Annotated in this window: 8 protein-coding genes; 1 reads left to right on the top strand and 7 read right to left on the bottom strand. The window is 64.7% G+C overall.

Translation table 11 applies throughout. The features are described 5' to 3' along the window. Positions 1-18: 18 nt before the first annotated feature. The 3 genes from ABC419_RS01955 to ABC419_RS01945 form a co-directional block, all read right to left on the bottom strand. Complete coding sequence (locus tag ABC419_RS01955; RefSeq protein WP_125999891.1) at positions 19-240, bottom strand: hypothetical protein; 222 nt, start codon at positions 238-240, stop codon at positions 19-21. Between the two features lie 58 nt (positions 241-298). Further along, positions 299-2,437 carry a ParB/RepB/Spo0J family partition protein gene (locus ABC419_RS01950; protein WP_288077403.1) on the bottom strand — a complete coding sequence of 713 codons (2,139 nt, stop codon included), beginning with the start codon at positions 2,435-2,437 and terminating at the stop codon, positions 299-301. Positions 2,438-2,609: 172 nt separating this feature from the next. Further along, positions 2,610-3,806 (bottom strand): DUF932 domain-containing protein, encoded by a 1,197-nt coding sequence (locus ABC419_RS01945; protein ID WP_125999585.1) that lies wholly within the window; start codon positions 3,804-3,806, stop codon positions 2,610-2,612. Positions 3,807-4,040: 234 nt separating this feature from the next. Here ABC419_RS01945 and ABC419_RS01940 point away from each other — a divergent pair, with 234 nt between their 5' ends. Continuing rightward, positions 4,041-4,631 (top strand): SOS response-associated peptidase, encoded by a 591-nt coding sequence (locus ABC419_RS01940; protein ID WP_125999586.1) that lies wholly within the window; start codon positions 4,041-4,043, stop codon positions 4,629-4,631. Positions 4,632-4,870: 239 nt separating this feature from the next. Here ABC419_RS01940 and ABC419_RS01935 read toward each other — a convergent pair whose 3' ends face one another. The 4 genes from ABC419_RS01935 to ABC419_RS01920 form a co-directional block, all read right to left on the bottom strand. Beyond that, positions 4,871-8,143 (bottom strand): error-prone DNA polymerase, encoded by a 3,273-nt coding sequence (locus ABC419_RS01935; RefSeq protein WP_125999587.1) that lies wholly within the window; start codon positions 8,141-8,143, stop codon positions 4,871-4,873. Further along, positions 8,140-9,651, bottom strand: a complete 1,512-nt coding sequence (locus ABC419_RS01930; protein WP_125999588.1) for a Y-family DNA polymerase — start codon at positions 9,649-9,651, stop codon at positions 8,140-8,142. Before ABC419_RS01930 ends, ABC419_RS01935 begins: the two co-directional genes overlap by 4 nt. Then, complete coding sequence (locus ABC419_RS01925; protein WP_206435088.1) at positions 9,566-10,291, bottom strand: ImuA family protein; 726 nt, start codon at positions 10,289-10,291, stop codon at positions 9,566-9,568. Before ABC419_RS01925 ends, ABC419_RS01930 begins: the two co-directional genes overlap by 86 nt. Positions 10,292-10,434: 143 nt before the next feature. Next, positions 10,435-14,424 carry an nSTAND3 domain-containing NTPase gene (locus ABC419_RS01920; RefSeq protein WP_125999590.1) on the bottom strand — a complete coding sequence of 1,330 codons (3,990 nt, stop codon included), beginning with the start codon at positions 14,422-14,424 and terminating at the stop codon, positions 10,435-10,437. Positions 14,425-14,433: the final 9 nt, after the last annotated feature.

The raw sequence follows: 14,433 nt of genomic DNA, 5'->3' as shown, positions 1-14,433 counted from the left end.
GTTGGGGTGTGGTTTGGGTCAGTACCCGAACTGCCAGGACGGCCACGGCTGACCGTCGTCGGAGGCGCGGACCGCGTCGTTGAGGTAGGCGCTGTCGCCCTCGACGACGGTGGGACCGCGCACAGGCGTTTCGTCGATCACCGTCACGCGGCAGACGAGGCCATCTTCGACCTCGACGTGAACCGGGACGAGATATTGGAAGACGACGCGGCGCGGCGCGTCGGTGCCGGATGTTTCCATCTAAGGCTCCTTGAGACAAGCAACGGGGAGCGATCAGCGTCGCTCCCCGCCAAGTGGCCTATTCGGCAGCGATCAGGTCGGACGCATCCTCGTCGGCTTCGATCACCTCGTCATCGTCACCAGCGAGGAAGTCCGGCAGCGCCTCGGCGTCACCGGCGTCGCCGCCCTCAGGCTGATCGGCAACATCAGCGAGCCGCAGCGGCTCGGGCAGCCAGCCACTATCGGCCAGGAGCCGTTCGGCCTCCTTGGCCATATCGCCCTTCTTCAGGTGGTCGATGAGTTGGGCGGCCTGTTCGCCCTTCGCCTCGCGGACTGCTTCGAGGATGCGCGGCTTGGTTACGCGATTGAGGTAGTTGCCGAAGGTCGGACGCCAGCCGGCCTCCACCATGTCCAGCCCGGTCGCGCGCGTCAGGCGGTCGGCCTGGGTGAGCCGCATGTCGAGCGTATGCTGCGACACGCCGCTGGAGCTGTGCGGATTCGGCCGCTCGTAAAGGGCGTTGACGCCGTAGCTGACGCAGTGGGCCAGCAGCGCCATGCGGCTGGTGTCGTCCAGGCCAGCCAGCCAATCCCAAAGCGCATCGTCGTCTTTCGGGATGTCGCTCGCCCAGGCGTCGTGCCGCTCCTGCACCGCACGGGCGGGAGGGCTGTCGGCGAGACTCTCGTCCTGCGCGGGGAAGTAGATGTGCTTCACGCCCGCTTCCATGACGCCGTTATACATGCGGGTCATGAACCGGTCCGAGACGAACTTGTGCAGCAGCGCCGTCATGGCGACATGCGGGTTGTTCGCGACGGCGTCGCGAAGCGCGAGCGTGCGGTAGGCGGTCAACTCGATGACCAGGCGCTCGGGCAGCGGCTTGATGGCGTCGTCTTCGTCGTCATCTTCAGTCTCGGTGGGCTGGCCGCCGATGGTAATGACGGCGCGCTGGACCGTCTGGCCGGCGGTTGCGCCCGATACGCTATCGGTCTCCGAGCCGCTGTCGCCGTCGCCGTTGCCGTCGACCGGGATAACTGGAACGTCCTCGGGGCGGACAAAACCGCGATCCACCGTCAGCGAGCCGTTGGCGTCGATGCTGACAAACACGCCGGCGATGGCGATGTCAGCCAGCTCGTAGTGAACCGGACGATCCTCGAAGCTCGCGAGCGCGGTCTCGATTTCGCCCAGACGCTGATCCACCTCATCCGGCAGCTCGTCGGCGTCCTGATACTCGGCTTCCAGCTTCGCCATTTCGGCGTTCAGCGCGTCAATGGTCGCCTGCTCTTCGGGCGAGAGGTCGAGCGGCGTGCCGGTGATCTCCTGCAGGCCGCGTGCCGCATCGTACGGGAAGCTCACGGCCACTTCGATCCACTTCCACCCTTCGGCCGCGATCGTCTCGGCTTCGGCCTTCAGCTTCTCGCCAACGAGGCTGTCGAGGAGGCCCGCGTCCTGAAGCCATCCGCCGTCGTCGGACTGGAACAGGTCGCGCATGACGGTGCCGCCCGCCGCTTCATAGGCCTCGATGCCGACGAAGATGGCACGCTTGTCGGAAGCGCGCACCGTCGTCTCGGTCAGCATACGCCGGATCTGGTAGGGTTCCTTGGACCAGGCGTCCTTGATCGTGTCCCAGACCTGCTGCTGGCGCGCATGGTCTTCGGAGACCGTGAACGCCATGAGCTGCTCCAGCGTCATGCCGTCGTCGGCATAGACGTCGAGGAGCGCCTGCGAGACCGAGGCAAGTCGCAGCCGCTGCTTGACCATGTTGACGGGCACGAAGAACGCCGCGGCGATTTCCTCCTCGGTCATATGCTTGGCGCGCATGTCCTGAAAGGCGCGGAACTGATCGAGGGGATGGAGCGGAGCACGCTCGATATTCTCTGCGAGCGAGACCTCTTCGGCGAGGATCTCACTGTCATTGTCGCGTACGATGCAGGGCACCGGTGCGATCTTGGCGAGGCGCTTCTGCTTCACCAGCAGTTCGAGGGCGCGGAAGCGACGGCCACCGGCCGGAACCTCGAACATGCCGGTCTCAACACCTTCCGCGTCGATGACGGGCTGGACGCTGAGGCTCTGGATCAGGCCGCGACGGGCGATCGAGGCCGCCAGGTCTTCGATCGAGACGCCGGCCTTCACGCGCCGGACGTTGGACTGGGACAGAACCAGTTTGTTGAAGGGGATGTCGCGCGAGGACGACAGGGTGATCTTCTGAACGGCAGTAGCCATCGGGGTAGTCTCCGCGACGGGCGCCGAGAGACTCTCTCTCAGCCCTAAACCCGTCACGAAGCGAAGCGCCGCCCTCTTCCTCTAAAGGGGGCAGCGCCGGGGACCGGAATTGAGGACACGCGGAAGCGCAAAGCCGGAGACACGGAAATCCGCATCTCCCGCTTTGCGGATGTCAGGCGGCTCGATCGAGCAGCTTCTTCGCCTTAGCCTCCATGTCGAGGCGAGCGTCCTGATGGGGCTTGTCGCGTGCGACGGCGGTGATGCCCTGCACAAAATCGAAGATGGTCTCGGGCGGCCGCCCTTCTTCGGCCAGCACCGTGTCGATAATCTTGCCGGTCTCGGCCTTCGAGAAGCCGCGGCGGCGCAGGAAGTCGATACGATCCTCGTCGGTGCGCGCCACGATTCGCTCGCGGGCCATCTTGATGCCGTTGACGAAAGGCAGGGCTGAGGAATTGGCGAAGTTCGCCAGCGCCGGCGCCGCCTCATGGGCGAAGCGGTTGGCGGCATACTTGGAGTGGCGAATGGTGATCTCCTCGAAATCCTCCACACCCCAGAGATTCCGGTTCTGGCAGACCGCGCGCAGATAGAAGCTCGCCATGCCGAGCGTCTTGGCGCCGACCTCTGAGTTCCAGCAGTAGAAGCCCCGGAAATAGAGATCCGGCGAGCCGTCCGGCAGCCGGCCGGCCTCGATCGGGTTCAAATCGTCGACGAGGAAGAGGAAGACGTCGCGATCCGAGGCGTAGAGCGTCGTTGTGTCCTTGGTGATGTCGACACGCGGATTGTAGATGCCGGTCGACCAGTCGAGCACGCCGGGCACTTTCCAGCGCGTGTCGCCGGTGCCATTGCCGGCGATGCGCTGCACTGCCTCGACCAGCTCGTAGTCGTAGATACGGCCATAGTCCGGGCCGGTGACGGCGCGCAGTTCGACGCGGCCGTTGTCGGCCTCGAGTGTCTTGATCTGCTCCGCCCGATTGGACGTCAGGCCATATTGCAGGTTGATCGCGGCAAGCGGCGCCGGGAGCTGGCGCAGATAGGCTGCCGGCGCGCCGACCAGGCTGGCCAGTTGGCCGAAGCTCCAATGGGTGGGGGCGATGGGCGTATCCGTGCCTGGCAGGATGAGCGCCAGCCGCTCCGGGTCGCTGCGGTTCGCTTCAACGTGGATGAGAGCGCTCTCCACCATGCGCGTCCGGCTGCGGTCGGCGCGGTCGCGAACGGAGTGCGCGAGTTCGGACAACGACAGATACCGTTCGTCTGCCGGCCGGGAAAACCATTCCGACGAAACGCGGCCGATCCGCTCGCCGCGGCCGACATCGACCTTGTAACCGCCACTGGCGTCGCGGCGCGCATCGAGAACTGAAAGCTGGGTCATGGGACCAATCTCCATGACGGGCGCCAGAGACCTCTTCTCCAGCCCTCAACCCGTCACGGAAAATCCCTCAGCACTCTCGCTCTCAGGGGGCGTTGCGGGGTCTCCCCGCAGAAGGGGTAGGCCGAGACCTTGGGCTCGGCCGCAGGGGAAGGCTTTCCCCCTTAGAGGCGATATGCATTATCAGAACCGCGATACAACCGAGGGGCTCCATCCAAGACGGGAGGAGATGAGCGTGTGTGCAACGATTACAGGTTAACTGTCGATGTTGCGTCGATCATTGAGGAGTTCGCTGATCTGAAGATCAAGATTGTCTTCAGCGAAGGCGCGCCGAACATCGAAGCGCGGCAGGACATCAAGATTACCGACGTCGCGCCGATCGTCAGGACCATAGAGGGTTCCCGCAATCAGGGCGATCTGGTCCAGCGGCGGTGGAGCTGGCCCGGGCCGAACAAGCGACCGGTCTATAACTTCCGTTCGGACGGGCGTGAGCTTGTGTCAGGCCGCTGTTTGATCGTCGCCGACGGATTTTACGAGTTCACCGCGCCGGCCGATCCAAAGAAGAAGCGCAAGGACAAGTGGCTTTTCACGATGCGGGACAATCCGATTTTCTGTGTGGCCGGAATCTGGCGGGAGACCAAGGACGTCGGGCAGGCCTTCACAATGCTCACCATGGAGCCGGGTCCCGACATAGCGCCGTATCATGATCGGCAGATTGTCATTGTCGAGCGTGATGCCTGGGCCGACTGGCTCGATCCGTCGGTTTCAGCGCAATCAATCATTCGGCCGCTGCCGGCAGGATCACTCCTTGTCGAGCAGGTCGGCTGATGCGGTTCACCTTCCCCATAGCCATGCCGTCTCGGGCGGTCGCGTCGTTGTCAAAGACGACGGCAACGGCGGCCCAAGCGGCTTAGTCGAGGTTGGCGACGGGGCGACGGTGACGTCACCCACCTTTCATTCCGGCCCATCGAACCGAGAGAGGCACGGAGGTTGCGGCCCGGAATGGGATCGTTGTCCAGCGCAAGAGCGGCGAGTGGCGGTCGCGGCCAGCGTCGTGAACGTTACCGTTACCGGAAATCCCGTGTCTTCACCTTGATCGAGTCAATGTGTAAGTCGCGGATATAGATGTCGCGCGTCCTTAGCCCCGCGGGCGCCAGGCCCCGCGGGTCGGGCGTTGGCGAGCCTCGGGAGAATTCGTCGCCGCGTCCATGTCGCAGCGGGAAGGCAGCGTCGCATTCACCAACACTCGCCAACTCGCCGGAAAGGTCCGTCAGCCGCTGGGCGACAAGATGGACCACTTCGCCCTCGCGCTGGACGCGGCCGCGCACTGCGATCATGCCGGCCGACAGGATCGTGCGCCGGTTTTGCTCGAAGACCTTGGGCCACACCACGAGATTGGCGATCCCGCTTTCGTCTTCAAGCGTGATGAACATGACGCCCTTTGCGCTGCCGGGCCGCTGTCGAACCAGCACAATGCCGGCCGCCTCCAGCCATCGACCGTCTTTGGCGTCCATCGCCTCCTGGCAAGTGACCATTCGACGGCGGCGCAGGTCCTGACGGAGGAACGAGACCGGATGGTCCCGCAGTGACAGGCTGACATGCCGGTAGTCTTCGACCACCTCGCCACCCGCTGTCATGGGGCGGAGGAGGACGGTCGGCTCGGCGACCTCGGGCACGATATCAGACTCACGGGCCGACGCAGCGGCAAAAAGCGGGAGTGGCTCGTCGCGCAACGCCTTGATCGCCCACAAGGCTTCACGACGTGCGAGACCGAAGGGCGGACGAAACCCGTCCGCCTCGGCGATCTGCGTGAGCGCCGCGACGGGCGCACCGGCCCGGCGCCAGAGGTCGTCTATGGAGGCGAAGGGCTGCTCCGCCCGCGCCGCGACGATTGCCGCGCCATGGGCGTTGGCCAGACCTTTGACCATTCGCAGACCCAGACGAACGGCGAGCCGCTCCTCGCTGCCGGTGGGCTCAAGGGTGCAGTCCCATCGCGAAGCGTTGGCGCAGACCGGGCGGATCTCGACGCCATGATCGCGCGCATCGCGAACAATCTGTGCCGGCGCATAGAAGCCCATGGGCTGGCTGTTCAGCAACGCGGCGCAGAAGATTTCCGGGTGCCAGCATTTAAGCCAGGCCGAGGCGTAGGCGATCAGTGCAAAAGAGGCTGCGTGGCTTTCCGGAAATCCGTAACTGCCGAAGCCTTCAAGCTGCTTGAAGGTCTGCTCGGCAAACGCCTGCTCGTAGCCGTTGGAGACCATGCCGGCGATCAGCTTGTCGCGGAAATGCGAAACGCCGCCCGTGAACTTGAAAGTGGCCATCGACTTGCGGAGCATGTCGGCCTCGCCGGGGGTGAAGCCGGCGCATTCGATCGCGACACGCATCGCCTGCTCTTGAAAAAGCGGCACGCCGAGAGTCTTGCCGAGCACCTTCTCCAGCTCGGGCTTCGGGTAGTGGACGGGCTCAAGGCCCTCCCGGCGACGAAGATAGGGATGCACCATGTCGCCCTGGATCGGACCTGGTCGGACGATCGCGACCTGCACGACGAGATCGTAATAAGTGCGTGGCTTGAGCCGCGGCAGCATCGACATCTGGGCCCGGCTCTCGATCTGGAAAGTGCCGAGCGTGTCCGCCTTTCGTATCATCGCGTAGGTGCGCGGGTCCTCGGCCGGGATGGAGGCGAGGTCGAGATTGACACCCTTGTGCTCGGCCAGAAGATCCAGCCCCTTCTTCATGCAGGTCAGCATCCCGAGCGCCAGGACGTCGACCTTCATGAACTTGAGCGCGTCGATATCGTCTTTGTCCCACTCGATGACCTGCCGGTCCTTCATCGCAGCGGGCTCGATCGGGACCAGATCGTCGAGCCTGTCATGGGTTAGGACGAAGCCGCCTGGATGCTGGCTGAGATGGCGTGGCGCGCCCATGAGCTGTCGCGCGAGATCGAGGGTCAGGCGAAGGCGGCGGTCGGCGAGATTGAGGTTCAGCTCCTCAACATGCTTTGGCTCGACGCCTTCCTCGGACCAGGCCCAGACCTGCGACGACAAGGTGCCGATCAGGTCTTCGGGCAGGCCGAGCGCCTTGCCGACATCACGCAGCGCGCCCTTGGTGCGGTAGCGAATGACGGTGGAGCAGAGCGCGGCGTGGTCACGGCCGTAGGTGTCGAACACCCACTGCATGACGATCTCGCGCCGCTCGTGCTCGAAATCGACGTCGATATCGGGCGGCTCTCGGCGTTCCTCGGACACGAAGCGCTCGAAGAGCAGGTCATTGCGACCAGGATCGATCGACGTGATGCCGAGGACGTAGCAGACAGCCGAATTGGCGGCCGAGCCGCGACCCTGGCAGAGGATGTCTTTCGATCGGGCGAAGCGAACGATCGAATTCACTGTCAGGAAGTAGGGCGCGTAATCCAGCTTCTCGATCAGCCGCAGCTCATGCTGGAGCGCGGCGGTCACGCTGTCGGGCACGCCCTCGGGATAGCGCTCCGATGCGCCTGCCCAGGTCAGCCTCGCCAGCGCTTCTTGCGGCGAGAGCGCCGGATCGTCACGCTCCTCCGGATATTGATAGGCAAGCTCGTCGAGGCTGAAGCGGCAGCGATCAGCGATCTGGATAGAGCGAGCAAGCGCTTCCGGATAGCGGCTGAACAGCCGGTGCATCTCGTCCGGCGGCTTGATGTAGCGGTCGGCGTGACGTTCGCGTCGATCGCCGAGGGCGTCGATCGTGACGTTGTGGCGGATGCAGGTCACGACGTCTTGCAGAACGCGGCGACCCGGCTCGTGAAAGAGGATGTCGTTCGTCACCACCGTGGGCACGCGCATTTGCGCGGCGAGGTTCGACACCTCGTGAAGGCGAAGCTGGTCATTGGGGCGACGGTGTAGCGTGAGGGCGACGTAGGCGCGGTCACCGAACGCGTCGCGAAGCCGGCGCAATCTGAAGCCGCACTCGTCATCGGCGAGGTCGGGCACGAGGACGGCGACCAGGCCATCGCCATAGGCTACGAGGTCCGGCCATTCGAGAATGCATTTGGCCTTGCCGCCGCGACCCTTGCCGAGCGAGAGCAGACGGCAGAGGCGCGAATAGGCGGGGCGGTCGGTCGGATAGACCAGCACCGACATGCCGTCGGCGAGGTCGAGGCGGCATCCGACGATCAGGCGCACGCCGGTCGTCTTCGCGACCTCATGGGCGCGCACGATGCCGGCGAGGGAGTTGCGGTCAACGACGGCCACCGCCTCGATCCCGGCAAGCGCCGCCTGGGCGAACAGCTCCTCGCAGGACGACGCGCCGCGCAGGAAGCTGAAATGCGAGGTGACCTGAAGCTCGACGTAGCGGGGCTCGCTCATCCGAAGACCCCATGGATGAACCATCGGTGCGAGCCCGTGGCGGTGTCCTCGCCATCGCCAGCGCGGTAGAGCCAGTAGCGCTCGCCAGCGTCGTCCTCGACCCGAAAATAGTCGCGCACGGCGACCAGCTCGGCGTCGCGCTTCCACCATTCGCCGAAGACGCGCTCCGGGCCGTCGCCGCGACGCAGGCGCCGGCGCACGCCGCGCCAGGTGAAGGAGACCGGCGGATGGTCGGGCAACAGCGCCACCGTCTCGACCAACTCGGGTTGAGGCAGAAGGCGTGAGGGCCTCGGCCAATGGCCGGGCCAGCTCGCCCCCGTGTCGGCCGCCATCGCCGGGATGCGGCAGACGGATCGCTCGGGAACGTCGCTTGCGACGGGAGCAAGTCGATAAAGGGCGCGCTCTCCCACCCGGTTCATCAACGTGTCGATGAGATCGGAGACGTCCGGCGTGCTTTCCTCGATGAGGGAATTGACGATCTGCCTGCGCTCAAGCGGCTCGGCGACGCTCGCGGCGAGCGTCATCACCTCGATGCCAAAGCCGGGTTCGATGGTCTCGATCTTGTCGCAGAGCAGACGCGTCAGGCGCTTAACGTCGCGGACCGGCGTTGCCATGCCGACCCTGACGGCTTGGGCGCGGCTGTCGACGCCGTGGCAGATGAGGTCAAGTCTGCGAGCGCCCAAGCCGCCGGCCTCGAGACGCTCGCAGAGCTGGCCGACGAGCTTGGCGATATACCGGGCTATGGTCTCAGCCGCGGCAATCGGCTCGGCGAAGGCGCGGCGCACTTCGATGAGATCGACCGGCCGGACCGGCTCGATCGGCTCGGCCGCCTGGCCGAGGGCTTGATCGATGCGGCGGCCAAGTTCGGGGCCGAAGCGCAAGGTGAGCGGCGCCCGAGGCTGCGCGAGAAGATCGCCCACCGTATCGAAACCGAGCGTCCGCAGCGCGGCGACGGTAGACGCGGCGATGCGTAGCGCCGCGAGCGGCAAAGGCTCCATTATGGATGCGCCGTGTCGGTCCGGTGCGATCTGCGGGGCATAGCGGGCCAGAGCGTGCGCAGCGCCCCAGGTGTTGGCGATCGCGCCCCGAGCCGCGATCCCGGACATGGCAAGCCGGCCGATGAGGCCGTCCAGCATTGCACTTTCGCCGCCATGGAGATGATCGGCGCCAGTCGAGTCGATGATGATCCCGTCCGGCGGATCGGGAGCGACGACGGGAGCGTATCGGAGGAGCCAGGTCGCGAGCCGGTCGAGCGCCTCGGCGTCGCCTGCCGGGTTGGCGTCCTGCACGATGAGACCGGGCGCCAGGACCTGCGCCTTGGTGACGGGCATGCCGACGCGCAGGCCCGCAGCGTGGGCGGCGGCGTCAGCCGCCAGCACCACCCGCCTGTTCCCGTCGCGGCCAATCAGGACGAGCGGCGCCTCAGCCGGCGGCGCCGCGTCGCCAGCCTTCCGCCGTAGCCGGTCGGTGGACCAGCTCGGCAGGAAGAGCGAGACGACCCGTGTCATCGCACGCCTCCACTTCGAAATCTGCACTTTCGCCCGCGCGAGCGCGGATCAGTTCGACTAGCCAGCGGGCTCGACCCACGCCCGGAACGGGAAGCGATGTCGAAGGCAAAGCGGAGACGCGCCAGCGCGTCATCGCCGCCGTTGGCTGGCCGAAGTCTGTAGCCTCTGTCTGTCGCCGCCAGCGTCTCAGCGCGATCCCGATCGATCCGGTGCCTTCGGCCGCCAGTTGCAGGCGCCGCGAGGCGGTCATGGAAAGTCGGGCCACTTCACCAAGGACGGCGCCCAGGCCACCGTGGCGCAGGCCTTCCTCCATGCAGGCGAGCACGGTCTTGTCGTCGCCGGCTTCGAGATAGATCACGCGATCGGATGCAAGGCCTGCTTGGGCGATCGCTGGCGCGAAGAGGTCGGGGCGCGTGATGCACCAAAGGATCTTGCCCTTCGTGCGGGCGGCGATCCCGGCGCTGAAGAGGGCGGCAGCGGCTCCATCGATCGCGCCGTTGCCGCCGCCGGCGATCTCATGCAGGGCGCCGAGTGCGAGGCCTCCGCCGGGTAGGCGCGAGTCGACATCGGCAATCCCGAAGGGGAGAACCGATTTGGCGCGCCGGCTGCGACCTTCGATCTTTTCGATCTGCGCGCGCAAAGACTCTATGGCGGGCTCGGGCCGCAAGCTCGTTCTTGACCTCCAAGGGCGGATTTGCTTCCATGTTCTCTATTTGTTCTATCGTTGAGGCGCCAGAGTCAAGGGAAGAGTCGATGGCCTCGGCAGTTCTCGCTGGCTCTTGCTTACGAGGAGGCGACCCGATCCCCGAGCCTTTTTCGGACGGCCTCTCGCAACTGAACCTTGCCAAGATCGTCAAGAATGGAGGCTGGAAGAGGTTCCGACGCCGTCAATAATTGACGCCCAGGATGACCGGGCTCCAGCAGATCAAGGATTCGATCGGCAGTCGCGCGGTCGCGTTTGGCCATGGCATTGGCCCCGACGAGCAGCAAAGCGCGCCGCTTGTTCGAGCTGGCGACCCGCTCGAAGAATTTGAGGGCTGTTTCCGCCGGAGCATGGGCGCCGACGAGATGAGCCGCTGGCGCCGCGAGGATTGCCGGCGACCTCAGTACAAACCCAGGCGTCAGACGCCCGACGATGCTCGGGTCCACGGACTCTGCATCGGCCAAGGCATCAAGGGCGTCGAGCCGAATCCAGCGTGCTTCCGGGATGTTGACGAGGTTAAAGATCTTCTGCTGGATTCCGGAGCTGCAGCAATGGGCTGCGACGATCAGGGCGAGTTGGCTGAGCGTTCGGTCAACCGTGGTATTGGCAAGATCGAGAAGCGTATCGCCGACTACATCCGACAAGGGGCCGTTGGCTGCAAGGGCAACGACGGCTTCTTGTGCTATATCGAAGCTTTCGGGTTCGTTGTGGTGCGGCTCAGCGCTTGACCAACTGTCATGGATCAGGGCCAACAGCGTTTTGAGGTGATCCGGATGCGGACGTTCTGCGAGCAGAGAGACCAGAGCGCGGCGAACGCGGCTACCGGGATCGGATGCCATTGCAAGGATTGTCGGCGGCAAGGGGTCGGCGAGGGTCGGCGCGAGATGAAGTAGTGCAGCACGGCGCGCGTCGGCGCGCTGGTGCCGCAGCGCCGTTTGAAGGAGGGTGGCATCGCCAGTTGCAATCGCCGCCTCCGTCGCCCTGACAGCATGCTCCGTGCGGCTGGCAATTGTCAGCCATCGGGCGATCGCTGGCGAGGCGTCGCCGCTGCTTTCGATGATGACCGGCACCACAAGATCAAGCGCCTCCGCATCGAGTTGCGATGCACAGCCCGTCAGGAATGAGAGCGCGGTACCGCTGACCCGGCGAGCTTTCCGCTTCGTGGTCGAAAGGGCGTTGAAAATTTCCTGGAGTTCATTTGGAAGTGCATCAGTGACGCGTCTGAGTTTGGCGTGGCTGCTTTTCCCAAGCCGCCGGCGAGCGCGTTGCATGGCAGTGAGCAGCGTGACTTGCCGATCAGGCTGCTCGCTATTCGCCTGGAATGCGGCGATCAGCGTATTTGGTGCGACTTTCAAAGCTGTAAGCGCAAACTCGTCGCGCAGATCCGCCTGAGAGGGGACAAAGCTGATCCGTGCCGCAAGCATAGGCTCTAGCGCTGGGCGCCAGTGCTCTCGCACTGCCGCCCAGACATTTGGCTCGTCTTCGGTCTGCTTGACCGCCGCGAGCACAGCCCGCAGCTCATCTTCATCAACCGGTCCGGGGGACATCACGAGCGCCTGCGACCAGGCGCGGACCAACTCCGGGAGCCGCGGATGGTCAGCAAGCACCACCCAGCGACCCTCTGCGCGAAGCTGTCGGACATAGGCGTCGACGAAGACGCCGGATGTATAACCGTCGCCTTCATGGCTCGATTGCGCGGCCTCTTCGACGGCATGATCCCGTTCGCCATCCTCGATCGCGCGCCACTCCTCCCGGCCGCTCTGAACGTGCTGACGGTGGAGGCCCGCGAGGTCATCCAGCGCAGCCTGCACGACGCTCTCAAATCCATCTAGGTCGCGCACGGCGCCGGCCGCGACGGCGTCGGCATTGAGCTCGAAGCCGTTGCCGACCATCTGGCGCGCGGCGTCGTGATAGGCGGAGGTCAGGGCGGGTGCGAAGCGATCGAGCCGCTTGGCGAATCCCGATCCGTAATTCCCTCGGTCGAAGCCAAGCTGCTCACGGATAAATCGCTCGGCGACTTTGGCTGCGAACGGGCTCGCTGCCACGGTGTCGTACCAGGCATCGTCGAAGATCGGCGGTTGCCAGTTACGAACGAAGAAGGAAGCTCCCCGCTGCGTGCCTTTCAACAGCCACCGCGCAACGCGGCTCGGTATGGACACATCGCTGCCCACCTCCGACGCCAGCTCCAGCAAGGGCGCGAACTTGGAAGCCGGATCCATCAGGCTTTCGTCCAGCCAAGCGTCGATCGCTTCCTGGCTGCCGGAATCAATGTCGAAGGTCCGATCAACGTCCTCTCGGCTTGCGAACGAGCGCGTCACTTCGAAAATTCGGGCGGCGGTTTCCAAGCCCCAATCGCGATGCGCTGAAGGCAACTGAGTGAGCGCGGCGATCAGAGTCTCGATCGCAGCCCCGCTCTGGCCCCAATTGTCCTTGGCGAAGGCTTCAAAACCTTGTCGGACGCTGGGATGAGCAAAGGCTATGGTGCGGGCCGGCTGACGCAAATGGCGGGCCGCGACCATGCGGTCTATAAGACGGTCTAGGCCGTCGGCGAGTGCGCGATCAAGCCCGCGTAGCGTGCGCTGAAGAGGGTTGAGTCGGCTGCGGTCGAATTGCCCGCGTGCCGCCAGCAGCGCCCAAACGATGGCTGACGTGCCGCAAGTGTCGATCGATGATAGGGCTCTGAGGACAACGCCTTCCACCGCATCGCGCTGCGCCAGTTCGAGCAGCCGGCGTAAGAAGACGTGATCTCCTTCACCGACATCGGGGCCGGATTGCATATGCGCAAAGTACAGCTCGATCTCAAGCGGGGTGCCAAGCCTGTCGAGCGCCTCATTGCGAAATGCATAGGCCTTGGTCTGCAAGGCGGCGGGTAGCTGATCCATGCGGTTGTCGTGAATGTCGCGGAGTTGACCGTCCCGGTAATGGTCCGCGTCCAGCTCGACCGACCATGCGTTGAGGCTATCGCCGACCTTGGCGCTCTGCATCATGTCGCTGCGGGACGTGATGACGAACTGATGATCCGGCGTAGCCTTAGCAAGGAGGCGCGGCAACTGCTCGGTCCAAGCCTCGCTGCCCCCGCGTAGGCTGAATTGGCCCCATGGATCATCGACATAGAAGAGTGTCGGTCCATGGTTGACGACCTTGCGCACGCTCGTCGGAGCATCATCCGCCCCAACAGTGACGACCTCCAGCACACCATTACGCCGTCGCGCGAGATCGCATAGCTTGAGCGCTGCCTGCGTCTTGCCTGTGCCCGAGGGTCCCCGAATAACAACTGCGTTCTTGTCGTTCAGGACCTTGAGCATCTCGTCAAAGTTCGCCGGGGGCACGAAATGCTCGAGGCTGGCGGAGCTGGCCAGGAACCCGCCGTGCGCCCGCACCGTGGCGAGAAGGTCATCGCTCGTCCATAGACCGGGCGTGCTGCCTCGGGTCCGCCGCCTGGCTTCGAGACGGAGCTTTTGGAGGAGATTTAGCTGTTCCACTTTGGGAACGTGCAACAGGTCCGACATGAGCGCTCGGATATCGGATGCGAGCTGTTTCTCTGTCAGCTTCCCCCAGATCGCGACACGGCCTTCGGGCGATGTCTTCAATGTGGCGTGCAGGCTCGGCGGAAAGCTTGCCTTGTCCGAGACCTCTTCGAAGCCTTCGACCAGCAGTCCACGCGCGACGCCTTTTGCGTCGGCATTGGTGACGAGCAGATAGCGAGTGTTCGGCTCGTCGAGATGATGCAGGGCTTTTCGGCGCCCCCCCTTTTTTGCAGAGCCGTGCTTGAGCAGGGCGTCGAAATCCTCGATCGACCAGGGCTCGCCGTTGTCCATCTTGACTTGGACGACAAGCTTGTACCCGCCTGCGATGATCGCACTGGGTTGCAGGCGTCCTGGCACGTAGGGTTCCAGGTCCGCCTCCAAATCCTCCTCGCTCGCCGGTTCGAGCACGAGGCGTGTGGCCGCTTTGGAAATGAGGAGAAGTTGCAGCGCCGCGAGGATTGAGACGTCGAGTTGGTAGTCGAAACCCGCTTGAGCGGCGGCGGCGCCTCGTAGGGGGCGCTTTGCGTCGGCGCTATCGGTCAAAGACGGCTC

The organism is Brevundimonas phoenicis (assembly GCF_047237745.1).
GTDB lineage: Bacteria > Pseudomonadota > Alphaproteobacteria > Caulobacterales > Caulobacteraceae > Brevundimonas.
The sequence above is the reverse complement of the archived record's forward strand: the minus strand, read 5'-3'. Positions and strand labels throughout refer to the sequence as shown.

Coding starts and splice junctions, on each gene's coding strand:
- ABC419_RS01935 (WP_125999587.1), bottom strand. CDS start 8,143: ATGAGCGAGCCCCGCTACGTCGAGCTTCAGGTCACCTCGCATTTCAGC.
- ABC419_RS01945 (WP_125999585.1), bottom strand. CDS start 3,806: ATGACCCAGCTTTCAGTTCTCGATGCGCGCCGCGACGCCAGTGGCGGT.
- ABC419_RS01955 (WP_125999891.1), bottom strand. CDS start 240: ATGGAAACATCCGGCACCGACGCGCCGCGCCGCGTCGTCTTCCAATAT.
- ABC419_RS01950 (WP_288077403.1), bottom strand. CDS start 2,437: ATGGCTACTGCCGTTCAGAAGATCACCCTGTCGTCCTCGCGCGACATC.
- ABC419_RS01930 (WP_125999588.1), bottom strand. CDS start 9,651: ATGACACGGGTCGTCTCGCTCTTCCTGCCGAGCTGGTCCACCGACCGG.